11 protein-coding genes and 1 pseudogene are annotated in these 20,495 nt (G+C 57.8%); 5 read left to right on the top strand and 7 right to left on the bottom strand.

The window, feature by feature from the left end:
• Positions 1-16: 16 nt before the first annotated feature.
• The 5 genes and pseudogenes from G7069_RS03360 to recC all read right to left on the bottom strand — a co-directional run bounded on the left by G7069_RS03360 (position 17) and on the right by recC (position 12,141).
• Positions 17-859 (bottom strand): ribonuclease H-like domain-containing protein, encoded by an 843-nt coding sequence (locus G7069_RS03360; RefSeq protein WP_166294273.1) that lies wholly within the window; start codon positions 857-859, stop codon positions 17-19.
• Positions 856-3,198, bottom strand: a pseudogene (locus tag G7069_RS03355) (DEAD/DEAH box helicase); the annotation flags it as partial. The gene G7069_RS03360 and the pseudogene G7069_RS03355, both read right to left, overlap by 4 nt.
• 108 nt (positions 3,199-3,306) lie before the next feature.
• Positions 3,307-5,007, bottom strand: a complete 1,701-nt coding sequence (gene recD / locus G7069_RS03350) for an exodeoxyribonuclease V subunit alpha (RefSeq protein WP_166294269.1) — start codon at positions 5,005-5,007, stop codon at positions 3,307-3,309.
• Positions 5,000-8,563, bottom strand: coding sequence for a UvrD-helicase domain-containing protein (locus tag G7069_RS03345; protein ID WP_166294266.1), 3,564 nt, complete (start codon positions 8,561-8,563; stop codon positions 5,000-5,002). The genes recD and G7069_RS03345 overlap by 8 nt, the downstream gene beginning before the upstream one ends.
• Complete coding sequence (recC, locus tag G7069_RS03340) at positions 8,560-12,141, bottom strand: exodeoxyribonuclease V subunit gamma (RefSeq protein WP_166294264.1); 3,582 nt, start codon at positions 12,139-12,141, stop codon at positions 8,560-8,562. The genes G7069_RS03345 and recC overlap by 4 nt, the downstream gene beginning before the upstream one ends.
• A 124-nt stretch (positions 12,142-12,265) precedes the next feature.
• Between recC and G7069_RS03335 the strand changes: the two genes are divergently transcribed.
• Positions 12,266-13,033, top strand: coding sequence for a lysophospholipid acyltransferase family protein (locus G7069_RS03335; RefSeq protein WP_166294262.1), 768 nt, complete (start codon positions 12,266-12,268; stop codon positions 13,031-13,033).
• A gap of 2 nt (positions 13,034-13,035) precedes the next feature.
• Entirely contained in the window at positions 13,036-14,031 is a 996-nt protein-coding gene (locus tag G7069_RS03330) for an alpha/beta fold hydrolase (protein ID WP_166294259.1), read from the top strand.
• Here the strand turns inward: G7069_RS03330 and G7069_RS03325 are convergent.
• Together G7069_RS03325 and G7069_RS03320 are read right to left on the bottom strand one after the other, a co-directional pair.
• Complete coding sequence (locus G7069_RS03325) at positions 14,012-14,440, bottom strand: META domain-containing protein (protein WP_166294257.1); 429 nt, start codon at positions 14,438-14,440, stop codon at positions 14,012-14,014. The two genes, G7069_RS03330 and G7069_RS03325, sit on opposite strands and share 20 nt — an antisense overlap.
• 38 nt (positions 14,441-14,478) lie before the next feature.
• Entirely contained in the window at positions 14,479-15,330 is an 852-nt protein-coding gene (locus G7069_RS03320; protein WP_166294255.1) for an undecaprenyl-diphosphate phosphatase, read from the bottom strand.
• Between the two features lie 232 nt (positions 15,331-15,562).
• Here G7069_RS03320 and G7069_RS03315 point away from each other — a divergent pair, with 232 nt between their 5' ends.
• From G7069_RS03315 to G7069_RS03305, 3 genes are read left to right on the top strand one after another with little or no spacing between them, the layout of a single operon-like run.
• The gene (locus G7069_RS03315) at positions 15,563-16,738 is read left to right on the top strand and encodes an efflux RND transporter periplasmic adaptor subunit (protein WP_166294252.1); all 1,176 of its coding nucleotides are present in this window, start codon (positions 15,563-15,565) and stop codon (positions 16,736-16,738) included.
• Between the two features lie 4 nt (positions 16,739-16,742).
• Complete coding sequence (locus G7069_RS03310) at positions 16,743-19,886, top strand: multidrug efflux RND transporter permease subunit (RefSeq protein WP_166294250.1); 3,144 nt, start codon at positions 16,743-16,745, stop codon at positions 19,884-19,886.
• A complete protein-coding gene (locus tag G7069_RS03305; protein WP_166294248.1) occupies positions 19,883-20,392 on the top strand; it encodes a GNAT family N-acetyltransferase in 510 nt (169 codons plus the stop codon). Before G7069_RS03310 ends, G7069_RS03305 begins: the two co-directional genes overlap by 4 nt.
• Positions 20,393-20,495 lie beyond the last annotated feature (103 nt).

Genomic DNA, 20,495 nt, shown 5'->3' with positions numbered 1-20,495 from the left:
GCGTGCATTAGTTGGATCATCTCACGCGGTCGACTGCGCCCATTTCACTTAAACGTATGAATAGACGCGCCAAACTGACTACGTCCTGATGGTTGTGTGCCAGAACCCGGCGCAAAAGCGTTGCACTGCCACCGCGCAGATAGTGCAGCCATGCGGCAGGCGCTTCACTTCCTGGCAAGTCATCTTCACGCACGACGCGCAACACATGACGCTCGATCGTCGCCAAACGGCAATTTTCGAACTGACCTTTCCATTGTCTGCGTGACGGGTAGAGCAGGTCGACATGATCAAGTCCGGTGAGTGGTTCCGCTAAGCGCATCAAGCGATACCGCGTACGCAATAGCGGTGCGTCATAGGACTTGCCGTTATAACTTGCCAACACGGTGCTTGGAGAGAGCCAGCTTTGAAAGGTTTGCAGCATGGCCACTTCGGCCTGCAGCGTGCTCATCGTCAATTGTCGAACGCGTAGCAGCGCACCCTGGATATCCGCCGCGCCAATCATGAACGCCCGTGTGCCGGTCCCGCCAGACAATCCGGTGGTCTCCGTATCAAAGAACAAAAGGTCACGCGTTTGAATGGGCACCTCACGGCGATCAAACTTGCAGCACAGCGCATCTGGCCAAATCAAACCCAAGTCATGCACCGACTCTTCCAACCAAAGGCCTTCCGATATTTCAATGCCAGGTATCACCCGCGTTTGCGCCGGTGCCCGTTTGGGCTGCGCCGTTTCTTTCAGGCGAATTAATTTGCGGAGTGCATCAATCTGCGTGCGCGAATCCGACCGTGACGGCGTTCCTGCAGACGGCGGCGTGCCAGACTGCTGACGCAAAGCGCGTAAGCGTTCGAGTGAAACGGTCATACGGCGTAGAAGGCGGACAACACCTTCAATGCCAACTGCTTCGGCGAAGGCGCCTGTGTACCGTCTTCTTCTAGCACCGGGCCGACACAGGACGGACAACCCGCGCGGCATTCGCAGGCTTGCACAAGCGCTTGTGCGTTTTCCAACAAAGTGCGTTGACGCTGCCACAGCGGTTCAGACAAACCCACACCGCCCGGATAGTTGTCATACAAAAACACCGTCGGCTCGAAGCGTGCCATGCCATCGGTTTGCAAGGCGCCACCTTCCGCCGCGCGCAATTGACCACGACCACTGCGATCTCGGGTTGCAGACCACGCGCCATCGCCACTGCCAACGGCCTTCTGTAGATCTGCGCCGTCTGCCATCACCGCAATGCGCGCAACGACATGCAAGGCATGCGCCGCACCCAAGAAGCCTTCCAGCGCATCATGACGTGCTTCAAACAAGGCATCCAAAACAGGCTCTGGCAATGTCCACCAACAACTGGTGGTGTGCATTTCTTGATCGGGCAGGTTGACCGGTCCGTAGCCGATATTCTCGTGCGTGTAGTAACGGATTTTTTTGTAGCCGGAGACGCGACGCACCACATGCACCTCGCCATGGTGCACCTGACCCACACCTGCCACATCGCATTCGAAGCTTTCCAACACTTTGAGTCGCGTGTAGTCGATGGCGTCCGTGTAGTAGTCGACATGCGTGCGGGTGACATAGGCCTTGCGGCCCTCCCAATCCAGCGTCTCAACTTGATAGGGCACGGACTGCACCATGTGGATCGCGCCTTCATACAACATCAGCGGCGCACTGTTGAAGTCGACCTCGGCGATGATGACTTGTCGACCTTCAGTGCGATCAACCACAACGAAATTGCCATCAGCGACCGAGCGCAAGTTCACCGCATTGGCGGGATAGCTGTCAGCGATCCATTCCCAGCGCCGCCCCTCCGGATGCAACACGCCATCTTCGGCTAAGACCTGCAAGTAAATATCCGGATGCACGCTGCCGAACTGATCGCCTTCAAGAAAGGGCAATTCAAAGGCAGCGCAGCGAATGTGATCGAGCAAAATCACCGGCTGATCTGGCGCGATCCGCGCGTGTTCCGGTGATGCATCGGAGAAAAATTCGGGGTGCCGCACGACGTACTGATCAAGTGGATCCGAACTCGCGACCAAAATCCCCAAGCTCGTTTGCTGTCGCCGACCGGCGCGACCGATGCGCTGCCACGTACCGCTGATGCTGCCCGGGTAGCCGTTCAGCACCACCACGTCCAGCGCGCCGATATCGACACCGAGCTCAAGCGCGGATGTGGCCACGACACCGTCCACGCGACCTTCGCGCATAGCGCGTTCGGCCTCCCTTCGCTCGGTGGGCAAGTACCCGCCACGATAGGCACGGATGCGCGCCGGTTTTCGCGGATCGTGATCGAACACGTCCTTCAAATATTTCGTCAGTACTTCAACCATGGTGCGCGACTGTGCAAACACCAAGGTTTTCAATCCCGCCTTGATCGTCAAACGCGCGATCCGATTCGACTGCGAACGTGCAGATGCACGCAAGCCGAGATCCGGATTCACCACGGGTGGATTCCAAAGCAGGACATGCTTCTCTCCACTGGGCGCACCCGATTCAGTGATTGCGGTGACTGTGCGTCCCAGCAAGGCTTCGGCATGCGCTTGCGGATTCCCAATGGTGGCCGAACACAAAATGTACTGCGGCTTCGCGCCATAAAACGCGCACACACGTTCGAGCCGGCGCAAGACATTGGCCAAGTGCGAACCGAACACACCGCGATAGGCATGCACCTCATCGATCACGACGTATTTAAGTTGCTCAAAGAACTGCGCCCACTTGGTGTGGTGGGGCAAGACCCCTTGATGCAGCATGTCGGGATTGGTCACCACGATGTCGCCATTGAGACGAATCGACTGGCGTTGATCACCTGGCGTGTCGCCGTCAAATGTTGCCGCACGAATGCCCAGTTCACCTGCGCGTGTGAGTTCAATCAGCTCAGCAACCTGGTCTTGCGCCAAGGCCTTCGTCGGAAACAGATACAGCGCCTTGCTGCGGGATTGCATCGCGGCGGTGACGACGGGCAAGGTGTAGCACAGCGTTTTTCCTGATGCTGTGGGCGTGACAACAACGATATCTTCGCCACGCGCAACGGCATCCCAAGCTGCGCGCTGATGCGAATACAACTGTGTACGACCACGCGCTCGCAAGGCTTGAACCAAGGGTGGCGGCAGTGCTTCCGGAAAATCGACGTACTGTGCCTCGCGCGCGGGCAAGACAAACGCACCGGTGATGCGGTCGCCATACTTGCGCTTAAGCCGGGTCACCCAAGCGTCGGTAGGCTCATGTGTCTCGGGTGAGGGAAATGCGAGTTCGTGTTTTAAGGGTGTAGCGCGCGCCATAGTGCCTCCAATCTTGTTGGAGGGTGGCGCTTTCGCGTCTCAGGACGTGAGACGCAGGCGCAGTGCGCCGACGCGCGCCACGTGCGAATCGAGCGCGGTTTTCAGTGCAGCATCGCTGGTCCACAGCTGCACTTGGCGCTTCGCACGTGAGACAGCGGTGTAGAGCAGCTGACGCGTCAACAACCCGGCGTGCGCATCTGCGGGCAGCACCACGGCGACCTCGGGATATTCAGAACCTTGACTCTTGTGGATGCTCATGGCAAAGGCAGGCACGTAGGCCGGCAGTGCTTGCGGTGCCAAACCAATAGGCTCAACGGCATCGCCCACGCGCGTGCGTAAAAACCACACTTTCAGGTCGCCGGTATGATCTTGCAGACAAACACCGACATCGCCATTAAACAGACCGAGCGCGTAGTCATTCTTGGAAATCAAAACGGCCCGCCCCGGATACCACACGGCTTCCGAATCCACCTGTGCGTAGCTGCGCACCACATCTTCAATCGATGCATTGCACTGGATGGTGCCCTGTGGGCCCGGATGCACCGCACACAACAATTGACGCTCGGCCAGCGCGCCATGAACACGAAGGACTTGAGCATGCCGCGCCTCCGTCTCTAATGGCAGCGCTGAAAACGCACCTGATTCGGACAGCGCCGTGCCGATCTTCTCGGACCACCCACTCAACGCCGCCCCAAACGCGCCATCGCGCGAAAGATCGATCCGTTGCGCGTGGCCCGACGAAGTGCGCATCGCCGATTCAAACGCGGCTTCATCTCCCTCACCCGCCGCCTTATTCAATGCCTGAAGTTCTGGCATAGAGCGAAAACTGTGCGTGAGTTCAATCCAGCCATCTGCATGTGTGTCGCGCAACACTTGCACGACATCTGAAAAGGCTGAACCCGTTTCCACGGAGGTCAACTGGTTTGCATCCCCGACCAACACCAATTGTGTCTCTGCGTCGATTGAACCGAGCAAGCGATGCATCATCGCCAAATCCAGCATCGAGGCCTCGTCCAACACGACGATATCAGCGCGTGCACGCGCATCGCGTTCCAGCGCGCCCAGATAACGATGCACGGTGCTCGCATCATGCAGCAGAATGTTATCGACGGTCGTTTGCAGCGCGGCGTTAGGCATGCGTGCGCACAGGGATGCTGCACCCGACTGCAATGCCTGCGACAAGCGTTGCGCAGCCTTACCGGTCGGCGCCGTACACACAATGCGCGGTGCGCGCGCATGCGTCGCCCGGAATGCCTGATCAAGCCGCACCAACATCCGCAAGACCGTTGTGGTTTTGCCAGTGCCAGGGCCACCCGTCAAAACAAACAACGGTTTGCCAAGCACCGATATCACGGCTTGGCGTTGCGGACCATCGGCTGCATCTTCGCGTGCTTCAAACAAATGCAGCATGTCCGCGTCTTGCAGCGGAAGGTCAGCATGTGCCTTCAGCCATCGGCTGCGTATCGCTTGCGCCACACCGGCTTCATGCGTTTGGTTCCTGCGCAGGTAAAAGTGTGCCAGCTCGTACACAAACGGAGCGTCGGCACCCTGCATGAGCGCCTCCTCTGAGATCAGTGCGAACTCTGACTCAGACATCGCCACTGCGGAATTGCCCGCAAGGTCGGCGGAAGCTGCCATTGCCGCCCATTGCGCGAGCTGCGCGCTGCCGCCTTGGCGTTGTGTCCATTCCGCAACAGCTGCGGCAAGAAAATCCGTGGGCTGACGTGCACTGTTATTCATCTTGCATGCCACCCAATACGCGTTGCACCGCTTCAATCAGCGCATCATCAAAACGATAAGACCAAACGCCTGCGGTACTGCCCGGACGCGCCGCACGCAGGAACAGATACACGGCTTCGCCTAAGTGCGTGGCGCGCGCGTAATGCGGCAGACGCGATGCCAAATAGCGGTCCAGCGCGACGACATAAATCAAGGCTTGGAAGCGGTAATAGTGTTTGTCCATATGCGCGATCAACGCATGACCGCTGTACTCTGCATCAGTTGCGCCCAAGGCATTGCTCTTGTAGTCCAACACGTGGAATCGACCACCCGCATCGAACACCAAGTCAATCTTGCCGTTCAACAAGCCGCGCACTTCAAAGTGTCGGCCGGGCAAGATGTCGCCCAAGCCATGTGCGGCGAGTACTTTGCCAAGCGTGCCGAACTGAAAACCGGAAAGCTCGAAATGGAACTCAAGTTCTGCACGTGTGCTTTCCGGCCTGAGATGCGCCAGCGTGAAATCTGATCGCTGTGCCAACTGAAGGGAGGCATGCATTGCGCGATCCAACATCTCAGCAGAGGCGAGGGTCAATGCCTTCTTATCTTTGACCATCGGCACGCCACAGGCCGCGATTTGGTTGGCAATCAAATCCAGTTGAGCGGCCAGTGGCAGATCAAAATCACGATGCTCCATCACGGCGTGCAACGCATTGCCGATTTCCGCACCTTTGACACCGTCCAAGTGGGCGATCTCATCGACTGCATCGGGCAGCTGCGTCAGCACGCCAACTGCATTGTGCTCGTCGTCCGCTGCCGACACTTCTTGCGCATGTGCATGTTTACCACTGCGGGTCAGGGTCGTGAAGCTGTGATGCTCCGGCAATGCATGCTTCGGTCGTTCGGGGGTAGCGCGCGCAGTGCGTTGCTGCACATGTGCATCCTCACCGCGATAGTGCACAGAAGGGTCGCATTGCGGCCAATGTGGCATGCGTACGACACCCGCATCGCGCGCCTGCGGGTCAGACAGGACGTCGCCAAAACCGTTGAGTATTTCAAGAATGGCCGCGGGCTGCCTGGAAGGCGCCGCATACACATGACAGGCGTGGATGGCGCGTGTCAGTGATACATACAGCAAGCGCCTTCGCTCTTCATCCCGCGCACTGTTGCGCGCCGCCTTGGCATCGTCAAAGGGTGTCAATCGACGGACGCCCGCGGCATCGGTATAAACGAATGGCGATGTGTCATGTGCCGGCCCTTTGCTCGCCGTCGGCAGAAACACGATAGGAAACTCCAAGCCCTTGCTGGCGTGCTGGGTCATCACCTGTACACGCGCTTCGTCAGATTCCATGCGCAAGGCGTTCGATTCAATGCTGTCTTCATCGCGATCGTCGTCGCTGTCCTCAATCTGCCTGACGAACCACGCCAACTGCGACGCCATGCTATCGCCGGTCACGGTGTTGTCTTGCAAGCATTCGCCCAAGTGACGCAAATCTGTGAGAACGCGCTCGCCGGATTGCGCCGTCAATTGATGGGGGGCCGTGTGCGCAATGATCTGGGCGACCAAGTGCAGCGGCCCGTTTTGGCGCCACGCGGTATGCCATGTGTTGAGGGTGTCGGCCATGTCAGCGTCCAAACCTTCTTGCATCGACCACGCCAGCACCGTCTCGTAGGACGCACCCCATAGACTGGTCGCCGCCGCCGCACGTCGAATCGCGGGGTCACCTGCATGCAGGACCGCGTGCAATAACACCTGCAGCTCGTATGCCGTTTCACTCGCGAAAACACTGCTGCTACTTTTTGATACCGCAGGCACGCCATGCGCGCGCAGCGCCTGAACCAAGGTCTGCACGTCATTGTTGGATGTCAGCAACACAGCGATGTCGGCAGGCTTGAGGCGCGCGTCGCCAATTTTTGCGCTGGGATCAGAAAGCAAGGTCGCGATCTGCTGGGCACAGGTTTCAAGCGCATCGAATTCCGCCGACTCAGCGTCCGATTCAACCTCGTTGCCGTCGTTCTTTTGCGCGTTCTTGTCGAAGCCTTTGGCCCATATCGTGAGCGGCGTCGCTGCACGTCCGGCGACCGTAAACGGCATGTTGTCACACCGATCACTGGCCTCAACGGCTTCATACGTAATCGACGTCCCGGGCCCCAGATGTCGAATCGTGTGTTCGTACAGGTAGTTGATCGCCTGAACATACGGCCCGCTCGAGCGGAAGTTCTTTCCAAGAATCAATTTGTCGGGCGCTGCGTCACCCTCTGTCGCGCGCGTAAACACATTGATATCTGCGCCGCGGAAGCGATAGATCGATTGCTTCGGATCCCCGATCATCATGAGGCGACCGCGCGGTGTGCCGTCGGCATGCGAATAGATGCGATCCAAAATGTCGAATTGAACACCGTTCGTATCTTGAAACTCATCGACCATAGCCATCGGCCATGCGTCAAAGAGCGCATCGGCGAGCGGACGTGCATCGGACCTGGTATTTGCTTCGGTGTCCAATGCATCGCGGACGCGTGTGAGCACCGCATCAAATGTGAGCGTGTGTGAGGCCGCCATGCGGCGTTCGCTGAGCTGCGTTTCCAGTGCGAAGACGTTTTGCCAGAACGCGAGCACCGCCGCGCGATGCTTTTCGCGCAAACCACGTACGCCGGAATGAATGAAACGCTTGAAGGCTTCTATTTCTGATTCACTCGCGGCTTTGCCTTTGTTGTACTTCCACGGCTCAATCAGCGCATTTTCAAATGAATCGTCCCAAGTCATCTTGGAAAGGTCATCACCGCATGATTCGTAGTGCGCAAGAAAGGCAACGATGCTCATTGTCGCCTTGGTACGCTTCGTGAGTGCGGCAAGTTCACAAAACGCCGCCGCCTCCGCGCTCGACCAATGGCGCCTTGCTGGATTGGATTCAAAAACTTCAAGCAGCCGTGTATCTGTGGCTTCCAACGCATGCGCGTCATGGACGCACCCGCGGAATGCCTTGGAGAACGACTTCAACGTGTACTTGAGCCCCGATGCCAGGTAGGCTTCGCGCAGTCCGCTCTGATCTTGCGGTGAAATCATGTGTCGCCAAATATCGCGCGCGATTTCGTCGTAAAAAGGTCCGCCTTGGATCAGATCGGGTGCAATGAAACCCGCGCGCACCGCAAACGGGTGATCCGACAAGATGCGTTGGCAAATCGAGTGCAGTGTGCCGATGGCCGCTTGATCGAAACCCGAAATGGCGCGCGCCAAAATTTGCGCATCTGTCGCGGGAGAGGTCGTTTTGTCTTCTGACCAACGCGTCGTCAGCCAAGATTGAACGCCCTCATGCGCGATGGTTCGGCCCGACGCATAGTCAAACGCGTCTTCCAACACAGCACGCACACGCCCTGAAATCTCCGCAGCTGCCGCGCGCGTAAACGTGGTGACCAGTATTTTGCGCGGCAAGAGATCCAGCGTTAACAGAGCACGCAGGTACAACATGCCAATGGTGTAGGTCTTGCCTGTGCCGGCACTGGCGGTAATGGCGCTTCGGCCATCACCGCCCAAAGGCAGGCTTTCCCAGCGCTGCGTTTGATCGATGTGAGCCGCGCTCATTCTGCGCGCCCCACGTCGATCAGGTCTTGCATCGCCTGTGCGCGTTGCTTCATCGCCTCAAAGGCTGCGGTGCCCGCGCTGAAATCCTGTCCGCGACCGAGTAGACGCGCCTGTGTCGAATACAGGACCTCACCAAGATGAAAATTGCTCCCCATCCACGCATCGCTGGCGTTACGCCCCGACATAGCCGCATGGGATGTCTTGGGAAAATAGACAAGTGGCGTGAGCGCCGCTGATTCTGCCCATTGCACCAACTGCAACAGGCGTCTGCGCAAATCTGCCTTCATCCCTTCTCGAATCGATGCATCAGCCGCCGAGAAGTTGGACTGCCAAGCATTCAATTGATCAACAATTGAAACGCTGTCGCTTTCAATGTGCGGGAAGACACAAAGCAACTGCGCCTCATCGGGAAGGCTTAGACGAAGTGCCGCCCATTCCATAAAGAGCGGCACCTTGACCTTGAAATCGAAACTCTCGGTCTTGAGCAGAGCCGCGCCCTGCTCATCGCGGTATCGGATCAGTCGCCACTGTCCCGCGTCATCGCACCACACGTGCCGGATGACACCTTCAAGAGTCGTCTCCGAACGCAATGCAACTGACACGGGTATATCAACGGGCTTCATTTCAGCGGTCAACACAGGCGCAAGTTGCGCCCATGCATCAGACAACACACGCCTGAGCTGTGCCCACGCATTCGTACCTGCATCTCCCACGGGGAGGACACCGCTCGCGCCGAGCCAAGCCGGCGGCAGCTCAGGCACGTTGCGCGCAGGAATGATGTCGCCAAACAGGACATCGCGACCCACGGTATCGCGCGACTCGAACATCGCGTCGAGCGGTTCGTGTTCCGAAAGCGTCTCATCCGCCGCATCACCGACAGTCGCTTTCAATGGCACGCGAAAAACAAATTTGGCCGGATCTTTGTAATAGGCAAGCACCTGTTGGAGCGTCAATGGCTCGCGAACTGTGACGACGCTATCCGCTGCATACGAAGCGGCCGCAAAAGGGGGAAGTGCGGAGCCTTCGGGTGTGCCTGCAATTCCCGCAAGCGTCTCGTTGTACGAAAACATGCGCGGGTCGTGCTGAGTGAAATACTGTGGCGCGAAAGGCTGCAAGGCATGCAGCACGTGCCACGGTGGTACGGGCTTAGCTTTTTTCTTCGGATCAGCGACCGACGCGTTCTTCTGCCAATACTGCGTCAGCAGCGTGTCCAACTCAGCGAGCGGTGTCGCGGGATTCAGCGGTTCGCCCTTGGATGCACTGCGTCCGAGATAGCTCAGGTGAAGTTGATCACGCGCCGACATCAAGGTTTCAAGAAATAGCCAGCGATCATCGCTGCGCAAATCACGATCGCCTAGGGCATGTACTTGCGACATCAAATCCAAGCCTGCATCGCGGGTGCGACGCGGAAACTCACCTTCGTTCAAACCCAGCACCGCGATAAATCGGAAGGGCACGGCGCGTTGCGGCACCATCCCGGCGAACGTGATGCCGCCGCGCAAGAATTTGCCTTTCGACGGCGACGCATCCAATGCGGCGTTGAGCACGGTTCTCACGACATCGAAGTGCAAGCGTGGCGCAGCGTCGGCCGCACGAGACTCGTTGGCCAGACTTTGAATGAGGGTGCGCAGCTGGCTCAAAGCCTTCTTCTCTTCCGCATCATTCAAATCGATTCGAAAGCTTTTCGCCAACCAAGTTTCAAACGTATCGGCCCAGACTTCGCCGTTGAAACTGTTGGACGCAAGTCGTTCGAATGCACGCAAATCCGTGAGTAGGGCATGCAAGCTCCCCAACGCATCCGCTTCGGGGCCATGAATGTCCGCAGCAGGTGCCAATGCGCCTTGCGGCAAGGTATAGACTGCGGGTGTTTCGGACGCTGTGCGATTGCCGTAGATGAAACCCGCCAGCAAGCGATCTGTTGCCCAATGCAAACTGTTCTGCGTGCTGCCTTCGGGTGCGCCTGAATCGTGCCGTTGTGTGGCATCCATGCCCCATGTCGCGCGTGCAGTCGTCAACCACGTGTTGATTGCAGCGGCTGATGCAGTGTCCAATCGGTACGCGCGCGCAATCGCAGGCTGTTCGATCAAGTTGATGATTTGATTCGCGGTGTAGCGCGAACCCGGCATTGCAAGCCATGCTGCAAACGCTGCAAAAAGCGGATGCGCCGCGCGCGTGCTGCTGTCGCTGATGGCATACGGTGGCCACACATGTCGATCGGCCTCTCCGCCAAATACACCCGGTATCAATGCGGTGTATGCGCCGATATTCGGCGCGACGACAGCAATATCCGAGGGCTGCAAAGGCTGCGCTGTTGCCTTGCTTCGGTCTATTGCATCCAATATCGCATCGCGCACGGCTTCCAATTCACGCACACGCGTGTGGCAAACGTGGATGCGCAAGCTTGCATCTTCAACGAGATCTGCTTTGCATTCCAAAAGATCAATTTGATCTTGTCGAATGCTCTCTTGCACACGGGCCAATCGATCTTGTGGCGCCTTAGCCTCGTCATCCAAGTTGTGTCGAATGTCGACCAAGATGCGATCGTTGTGCTCGACCAGCTGCAACAGATAGTCACGACCCAAGCGCCCCCAACGCGTCAGCAAGGGATGCATGTCGGTGTGCCAAACATCATCTTGCCCTGCGACTTGCGCTTCTTCTTGCGCTTGCGAGAGCGCCCCATGTAGCGCTGGGACACTTGTTTTACCAAGGCCCGCCCAATACTCGCGGCAGGGGTCGGGCACATGAAACACCACGATGCGATGCAAGGCCGCGGCCTTCAATGCGGCAAGTTCATTTGGCGGAAGATGGCTCACGCCGAACACATGCAATGGATGTGTGGGTGCGCGCGTATCTGTTGCCAACGCTTGAATGAGATCTGAAATGATCTCGCCGCGATGCGCGCCCGCATCGCGATGCAGGTATTGCCACAAGGGGCCGAGCAGTTCGGCCTCCGTGCTGTGCCAGGTGCTGCTCTGCATGTGCTTCGTGACAGATGAAAACTGGCCCTGCTGCCATGCCTTCAACCAGTGCGGTCGGTAGACCATGTATTGCGAATAGATTCGCGCCAAGCGATCGGCCAATTGAAAGCGTCGCACTGCCAGCTCGCCGGCTTGATCTTCAGGAACGGGTGCCAGATAACGTGATAGTCGCGCATCTTGCATGCCCGCGCGTTTCGGGTCTTCCAAGACATCGAGAATGCGCCAGCGCAAGTGATCTGGTTGATACCGCGGCAACTGGATCGCCGGGCGGCCCAGCAAACGCTTGGCTTCACTGTCTACCCATGTGCTGGTGAGCTGGACATCAATGTTGGCGATGATGCCGCCGGGCCCCGCATGACGGGCAAGCGCAGCGAGCAACCATTGCCGCATCCCGGCGTGCGCGGCAATCACGGTATGCGGCGCCAAGATGTCATCGGGCGGCAATTGACCCATCAGGTCGAACAGCTGAGGCACCAAGGCTTCGAGGCGGCTGGCGCGTAAGACGACCATGCCGGAAGGCGTCTTGCCAGGCTGATAGGGCTCGAAGCCTTCTAGATGTGCGCTGTCCGCTGCTGTCATCACCACAGTGTATGCGGGCAAGGTCGCAAGGCCTGAGACTTTCCGCACTTTTAATGAATTGGGTAGACGCATACCCCCGCGTTACAGTTTGATCAGGTGAAACCGTAAAATGACCGCTGGTTGTTTCGCTCAATTGACTGCGTACATGGCAAGTTTCCAACGTTTCATCCGCTACGCCTACCGTTTGCCCTTGATTGCTTGGCATGCGGTGATCGACTTGCCGATTGCGGTCTTTCTGATGCTGCCAATCTTTCATGGCGTCAAAGTGGGCCACACCTCACTCGAAGCTTGGGCGGTCGGCTGGTGGTCGCGCGGCATGATGCGGATTTTTGGCCTTCGCGTGAAATCCATCGGCGTGCAGTCGCCCGTTGCGACGTTGTTCGTTGCAAATCACGTGAGTTGGTTGGACATCATTGCGCTGCATGGCACCCGCCTGATGGGCTTCGTGGCCAAGCAAGAAATCAATGGCTGGCCGGTAGTCGGTTGGATGGCGCGTCGCGGGCAAACCATCTTTCATAAGCGCGGCAGCCAAGACTCCTTGGGCGGTGTGCTTGAAACCATGGTGCGCAGGCTGCGCACGGGTCGATCGGTCGGTGCATTTCCTGAAGGCGGCACACGCAATGGCACCGAGCTCGGTCCCTTCCATGCGCGCATTTTCTTTGCAGCCGTTGAAGCGCCGGCGCCGGTACAGCCGGTGGCCATCCAATACGGAAAAGACGGTGCGTCGCAGTCGCGCATTGCGTTCCAGAAGGGTGAAAGCTTCGGCAGCAATCTGTGGCGTCTGATCGGCGAACCTGCGTGCGATGTGGAAGTGCATTACCTCGAGCCGATTCAGCCCGAAGCCTTCAATGGCCGAAGCGGCATTGCAGACACCGCGCGTGCGCGCATCGCCGCCGCGCTTGGTTTGAGCTGATCATGTCAGCGGACCTGCGCTTTCGCCCCGCCTTCGGGCTGCGAAGTGCGCACGTCCAGACCTTGTTGTCGTCGAGCGCTTGGCGCGGCCGGTATGCGCAACGTGTTTTGGCGGACGCACATGCCACCCACAGGCAGGACATCATCGACTCCGGTAACGGCGTGCAATTGCAAGGTGTCTTGAGTACGCCGCGTGCGCAACAAAAATCCGCACTCGTTGTTTTGCTGCACGGTTGGGAAGGCAGCGTCGATTCGAACTATATGCGGGTCACGGCCGCTGCGCTGCTTGCGGCGGGCTATCACGTTTTTCGCCTGAATTTTCGCGATCATGGCGACAGCCATCACCTCAATCCTGAAATCTTCCATTCAGCACGCATCGATGAAGTCATTGATGCCGTGGCGCGCGTCGCCGATGAGGTCGACCATAGCGAGTTGTTTGTCGGCGGCTATTCGTTGGGTGGCAACTTCGCGTTACGCACGGGCGTTCAAGGGGCAGATCGCTTGCCCACACTGCGCGGCACCTTGGCGGTGTGCCCGCCACTCAATCCGCACCACACCATGCACCAAATGGAAACGGGGCCGCGGATCTACCTCAATTACTTCGAACACAAATGGCGCCGCTCCTTACGCAAGAAGCGCGAACTGTTTCCCGAGCTGCATGCGTTCGCAGACGATGTGCTCGCCTTGCCCATGCGTGCGCTGACACAGTGGATGGTTGACGCACACACGGAATTTGCGTCTATCGAAGATTATTTCGATGCCTACCTCGTCCCCAAGGACGCACTTGCCACCGCAGCGGTACGCGCGCACATCCTGATGGCAGAAGACGACCCGGTGATTCCGATCGCAGACTATGAAGGTCTGGATCGGATTCCGAATGTCGACTACGAATTACAACGGTGGGGCGGGCATTGCGGCTTTTTATCGGACTGGCGCATGCAGGGCTATGCGGAGTCTTGGTTTGTTCGCAAGATCGATCTTATTTACGGTCGAAACTGAGCGTCGCGCCTTGCGCTGTTTTTAGAACGAGTTGTTCGCCGGCCATGTCAACTTTCGAACTGCCTTCGAGCTGACGCGCAATTTCCGAGTCTGCCTGCATCAGGGCGGGTTCGCACGCCATCATCGTTGAGATCATTCTGTCGATCTTCATTGTGTTGCCGGTGAGGACATATTGGCCGTTCAGCACATTGCACGTTTCGCGCACACCGATGCGACCCGCTTCAAATTGCACGCTGAGCGGCTTGCCCGGCTTGTTCACCAGGGCGGCAATAACGCCCTTGCTGTCAGTGGCCGTGGCCAACGACCACGTCGTGCCTTCAAGTTGCGGCGGCGAGGTTGCAGGAGCGCCCGATTGGGATGCAGCACACCCAGCCAACAAACACGATAAAACGGCAGCTTGAATTTTCATGACAACTCCCTAGTTGGGTTTGACGCGCTGCTGTGTCCTTAAGCAGCCGCAGGCACCAAGGCCAGCAACACACCCGCCAACAGAGCGCGATACATCGAAAACGCAGTAAATCGATGCGTTTGAATATAGCGCAGCAACCATTTCACGGCGATGAACGCGGTGACTGCAGACGCGATGCTTGCAATACCGAGCGAGGTCCAATTTTCCTGACCGAGTTGACCGTCTTTGGTCAAAGACAAAAACTCATAGCCGGTCGCGGCAAACATGGTGGGGATGCCGACTAAGAACGCAAATTCCGTTGCCGCAGCACGCGATGTACAACCCGCGAGCAATGCCACAAAAATCGTCGCGGCCGATCGCGATGTGCCCGGAAAAACACCTGCAATGACTTGCGCCAAGCCAACGAGAATCGCGATGGTCCAAGTAATGCGTGTGCGCTCACCTTCGCGCGCAGCCCGTTTTGCAGCGAAATGCTCGGCAATGACCATCCAAACAGCGCCGATCACAAGCGCGTATGCAATCGGTCGAACTTTGTCGGGAAGCTCCCAGCCGAGCTTCTTGACCACCAACATGCCCACAACGGTGACGGCGAACGCGACGCCCAGTTTGAGTACGAAGTCGCGCGCAAAGGCCACGCTGATGATTTCCTGAGTTTCAGGATGCAGCACGTCGCGGCGACCCATAAACGCCTGGGCCAACGCCAGCAACTTTCGCCAATAGATGAAGACGACCGCAAGGATGGCTGCTGCCTGAATGGCGACATTGAACAGTACGCTTCTATGGCCAAGCCACTGTTCTGCAATGATCAAATGGCCCGTGCTTGAGATCGGCAAGAATTCGGTGATGCCTTCGATGATGCCGAGCAGGAGGGCGTTAAGAGCTTCAGGCATAGGGCTTCACGTCGAAAAAAACATAGAGTAAAACGAAACTGGGAACGCGCGTGGTGTGTCCACGATTCCGCAGACAAGTCAAGACGATACAAATGCGGCCGAGAGTGCGAAAATTAGCGTCTGACAAGTACCGCGCTGTACTTTGCTCCCCCGCGAAAGACATGACTATGTGCATCTACATTTTGCACATGTCCCCTCAATAAACTATAGCGCTCTCTCAGAGGTTCGAAAGATGCAGAATCGCACGCTCACGTGTCTTGCTCCGGCGCTTGCCGCCGCCTTGTTGCTCACAGCCTGTGGCGGAAAATCCGGCGCGCCCACGCAGGGTGGCCCAGCGGGTGGTATGCCACCGGCAGAAGTCGGCTACATCGTGGCGCAACCGGCGGATGTCTCTTTCAACGCGGAAGCCGCCGGCCGTCTGACCCCTTATCGAACAGCCGATGTGCGCGCACGCGTTCCGGGCATCGTGCAACGTCGTTTGTATGACGAAGGCAGTGATGTCAAAGCGGGCCAAGTGTTGTTCCGCATTGATCCCTCGCAATTGGAAGCCGATTCCAGTGCTGCGATGGCCTCATTGGCGCGCGCCAAGGCAGAGGCTGCGAATGCCAGCGCAAGTGCAGCGCGTGCACGCAAGTTGGCGCCGGGCAAGTTCATTTCGAAAAATGATTTGGATGCAGCTTTGGCCGCAGAACGCAGTGCCAACGCTGCTGTGCAACAAGCGCAAGCTGCGGTGCGTGGTGCGCAAATCAATCAAGGCTATGCCACGGTACGTGCGCCGATTTCCGGTCGTGCCGGTATTCAACAAGTGACTGAAGGCGCATTGGTCGGTCAAGGCACAGCGACTTTGCTTACGACCATTGATCAAATCGATCCGTTGTATATCGAGTTCTCAGTGGGTGGCAATGAATTGACCCGCCTGCGCCAAAACAGTGATGGCAATGGCTCAAGTGTCATTACGGTGTATTTGCCGGATGGCAGCGAATACGCGCACAAGGCAAAACTCGATTACGCAGGCAACGTGGTGAATCCCGCCACGGGTGCGGTGCAATTGCGCGCCATCTTGCCGAACCCCGAGCGCATCTTGATGCCGGGCACCTTTGTCACCGTTCGCGCTTCCTTGGCCGAGCAAAAAGGTGCATTCCGAATTCCGCAAACCGCGATTCAGCGTGACGCACAAGGTCCGTTTGTGTTGGTCGTTGACGCGCAAGGTAAAGCAGCCCGCAAAGGATTGCCTGAAGGTCGCCAAGAAGGTGCTGATTACATTGTCGAGTCCGGACTCGCCCCGGGCGACAAGGTGATCGTGAGTGGATTGCAACGCATCCAGCAACCGGGTCAGCCGGTGAAGGGTGTTCCGGCGGATGCGCCCAAGCCTGGCGCCGCATCCGCACCCGCCGCAAAACAAGGCTAAGCCCGTGCCCCGTTATTTCATCGAGCATCCCGTCTTCGCATGGGTGATTGCGATTCTCGTCTCGCTTGCCGGCGTGTTGGCGATCTCCAAGCTCGGCATTGAGTCCTATCCTGATATCGCACCGACGCAAGTGTCGGTCGGCGCGAGCTACCCGGGTGCGAGTGCTGAAACCACCGAGCGCGCGGTGACTCAGGTCATCGAGCAACAGCTCTCTGGCATCGACAACCTCGACTACTTCAGCTCCTCCAGTGCCAGCGGTCGCGCCAGCATCAACCTGACGTTCAAGCCAGGGACCGACCCAGACATTGCACAGATGCAAGTGCAGAACAAAGTCTCACAGGCAACCGCACGCCTGCCGTCTGAAGTGATTCAGTCCGGTTTGACCGTGGCCAAGGCGAACGCCGGCTTCTTGATGGTGGTGGCACTGAAGACGACCAATCCGGCCGTCAATCGTGATGCCTTGGGTGACCTCATTGCGTCGCGCGTGGTGGATCAGATTTCCCGCGTGCCGGGCGTCGGCAGCACCCAAGTCTTCGGTGGCGAATACTCGATGCAGATCTGGTTGAATCCAGAAAAGCTGCGTTCGTATGGGTTGTCGGCGTCGCAAGTGTTGGCGGCCGTGCGTGGTCAGAACGTGCAGTTCTCGGCAGGTTCGGTGGGTGGCGAGCCCTCACCTGAGTCGCAAATGTTTACCGCGACTGTGTCCGCTGAAGGACGCTTTTCAACCGCGAAAGAATTCGAAGACATCTTGCTGCGCACAGATGCTTCGGGTGCCTCTGTGCATTTGAAAGATGTCGCACGCGTTGAACTGGCCGGTGCCCACGGCTTCAATATGAAGTGGAACGGCGCGCCTGCGGCCGGTTTTGCCGTGCAGCTCGCACCGGGTGCCAACGCGATGGCGGTGGCTGAAGATGTCAAGGCGCGCATGGATGAATTGCAACCGAGCTTCCCGGCTGGGGTGCAATGGTTCTCGCCGTTCGATAGCTCGACCTTCGTCAAGATCTCCGTCAAGGAAGTGATCAAGACTTTGGCGGAAGCCGTTGTCTTGGTGTTCTTGGTGATGTTGCTGTTCTTGCAGAACTTGCGTGCCACGATCATTCCGACCTTGGTGATTCCCGTTGCATTGCTCGGCACCTTCCTCGGCTTGTACGTACTCGGGTTCACCATCAACCAGCTGTCCCTATTCGGCATGGTGTTGGCGATCGGGATCGTGGTGGATGACGCCATTGTTGTGATTGAAAACGTCGAACGCTTGATGACGGAAGAGGGCTTGTCGCCCTACGAAGCCACCAAGAAGGCGATGGAACAAATCACCGGCGCTGTGATTGCAATCACCTTGGTGCTCGCTGCAGTGTTTATTCCCAGCGCGCTGCAAACGGGTAGTGCGGGTGCGGTGTACAAGCAATTCGCGCTCACGATTGCCATCGCCATGTTCTTCTCGGCGTTCTTGGCATTGGGCTTCACGCCTGCTTTGTGTGCCAGCTTGTTGAAACCCACTGCGCACCACGAAAGCCGCAATCCGATTTTCCGCGGCTTCAACAAGGTCTACGACAAAGTGCAAACCACTTATGTCGGTCACATTGGCAGTGCGATTCGCCACACACCGCGTTGGATGGTGGTGTTCCTGGCTTTGGCGATCGTCGGCGGCTTCCTCTTCACCAAGATGAAAGGCAGCTTCTTGCCGGAAGAAGATCAAGGCTATGCCATGGTCATGGTGCAGTTACCCGCGGGTGCCACCTTGCGTCGTACTGACGCTGTGTTCGATGAAGTCCGTAAGAATCTGGAAAAGATGCCTGAGCTTGAAAGCCTCATGCAGGTATCGGGTTTCAGCTTCATGGGTCAAGGCGAAAACGTCGGCATGGGCTTCATCAAGCTCAAAGATTGGAGTGAGCGCGATGCCACGGCCACTGAATTTATTGCCAAGGCCAATGGCGCCATGTTTGGTATTCGCGATGCGCAAGTCTTCGTGATGAATTTGCCGACGGTCAGTGGTCTGGGCCAGTTCGGTGGTTTCGATATGTACTTGCAAGATCGAAGCGGCGCCGGACGCGAGGCCCTCGGCCAAGCACTCGGCACGTTGATGGGCAAAGCGAGTCAGGACAAATCCTTGATGGCCGTGCGTCCCAACTTGTTGGCAGATGCGCCGCAGTTGAAGCTCAATGTGGATCGCGTTCAAGCGCAAGCAATGGGACTGTCGGTGGGCGATATCTATTCGGCAATCCAATTGATGTTGGCGCCGGTGTACGTCAATGACTTCGTGCAAGGCGGCCGCGTGAAGCGCGTCACCATGCAGGCGGAAGGCGCGTATCGCACGGGTGCGGAATCCTTGTCGCACTTCTATTCGCCGTCCAAGACGCAAGATGCCTCCGGCGTGTCGGAAATGATTCCGCTCACCAATGTGGTGTCTTCGAAGTGGCAAATTGCGCCACCCGCATTGCAGCGTTACAACGGCTTTGCGGCGATCGAAGTGGTGGGCCAACAGGCCGCAGGCTATAGCTCAGGCGATGCCATGGACTCCATGGAACGCATCGTCGAGAAAGATCTGCCGCAAGGCTTCGGTTACGACTGGGCAGGTCAGAGCTATCAAGAAATTCTGTCGGGCAATCAAACGACGATGTTGATGGTGCTGTCGATCGTCGTGGTCTTCCTGTGCTTGGCCGCGTTGTATGAAAGCTGGTCTGTGCCGATTGCCGTGCTGCTTGTTGTGCCGATCGGCATTATGGGTGCGGTCATTTTCTCGATGTTGCGCGGCTTGCCAAACGACATCTACTTCAAGATCGGCTTGATCACGGTGATGGGCTTGGCGGCGAAGAACGCCATCTTGATTGTCGAGTTCGCGATCTTCGCGCGCCAAGACGGCAAGCCCTTGGGTGCGGCCGTTTTGGAAGCCGCGCGACTTCGCTTGCGGCCAATCTTGATGACCTCGCTCGCGTTTATCGCAGGTGTCTTCCCGCTTGCCATTTCTTCAGGTGCCGGCGCGAACGCGCGTCACGCGATCGGTACCGGCGTGATTGGCGGCATGGTGTTTGCGACCGTGCTCGGCCTGTTGTTCATTCCTGTGTTCTACGTCGCCGTGCGTTGGATGCTGGGTGATCGACTCGAAGACGAGATCGCAAAACCGGCAACGCAAAAGGTGCCGTCACCATGACAGACGTAATCCCTTCAGGATTGAAGTTGCGACAGTTCTCGGACGATTTGGCCCAGGACTTCCATGACATCAATGCGGAATGGATCACGTCGATGTTCAAGCTCGAAGACACCGATCGGGATGTTTTGGAAAATCCGCGCGCCCGCATCATCGATGCGGGCGGCGACATCCTCTTTGCAGAGATGGACGGCATGGGCATCGTCGGCGCATGTGCACTGCAGCGGACCGGCGAACACAGCATCGAGCTCACCAAGATGGGCGTGCGTGCGTCGGTGCGTGGTCTCAAAGCGGGTGAGTTCTTGCTGTCGCACGTCATTGCCCGTGCGTTGGAGCTGGGTGCCGACCCGCTGTACCTGCTCACCAACCGAAAGTGTGCGGCGGCGATTCATTTGTATGAAAAGCTGGGATTCACCCACGACGCAGAGATCGGCAAACGCTTTGGCACGCGCTACGAACGCTGCGATGTCGCGATGCGATACGCGGCGCCAAAGGCATCCGTCGGCTGAAACCAAAGCGCGCTAGATTTGCACCAACTAAGTGCAATGTCAGTCCTAGATGGTGCAATCTTGCCGGCGCAATCGCGTAATTGATCATTGAATCAATGACTTA

The organism is Lysobacter sp. HDW10, from assembly GCF_011300685.1.
Taxonomy (GTDB): Bacteria; Pseudomonadota; Gammaproteobacteria; order Xanthomonadales; family Xanthomonadaceae; genus Solilutibacter.
Note: the sequence above shows the minus strand (reverse complement) of the source record. Positions and strands in the feature narration are given on the sequence as shown.

Bases quoted from the DNA above. Each gene is read 5' to 3' on its own strand.
- G7069_RS03325 (WP_166294257.1), bottom strand. From the start codon at position 14,440: ATGAAAATTCAAGCTGCCGTTTTATCGTGTTTGTTGGCTGGGTGTGCT.
- G7069_RS03345 (WP_166294266.1), bottom strand. From the start codon at position 8,563: ATGAGCGCGGCTCACATCGATCAAACGCAGCGCTGGGAAAGCCTGCCT.
- G7069_RS03315 (WP_166294252.1), top strand. From the start codon at position 15,563: ATGCAGAATCGCACGCTCACGTGTCTTGCTCCGGCGCTTGCCGCCGCC.
- G7069_RS03320 (WP_166294255.1), bottom strand. From the start codon at position 15,330: ATGCCTGAAGCTCTTAACGCCCTCCTGCTCGGCATCATCGAAGGCATC.
- G7069_RS03335 (WP_166294262.1), top strand. From the start codon at position 12,266: ATGGCAAGTTTCCAACGTTTCATCCGCTACGCCTACCGTTTGCCCTTG.
- recD (WP_166294269.1), bottom strand. From the start codon at position 5,007: ATGAATAACAGTGCACGTCAGCCCACGGATTTTCTTGCCGCAGCTGTT.
- G7069_RS03305 (WP_166294248.1), top strand. From the start codon at position 19,883: ATGACAGACGTAATCCCTTCAGGATTGAAGTTGCGACAGTTCTCGGAC.
- G7069_RS03360 (WP_166294273.1), bottom strand. From the start codon at position 859: ATGACCGTTTCACTCGAACGCTTACGCGCTTTGCGTCAGCAGTCTGGC.
- G7069_RS03330 (WP_166294259.1), top strand. From the start codon at position 13,036: ATGTCAGCGGACCTGCGCTTTCGCCCCGCCTTCGGGCTGCGAAGTGCG.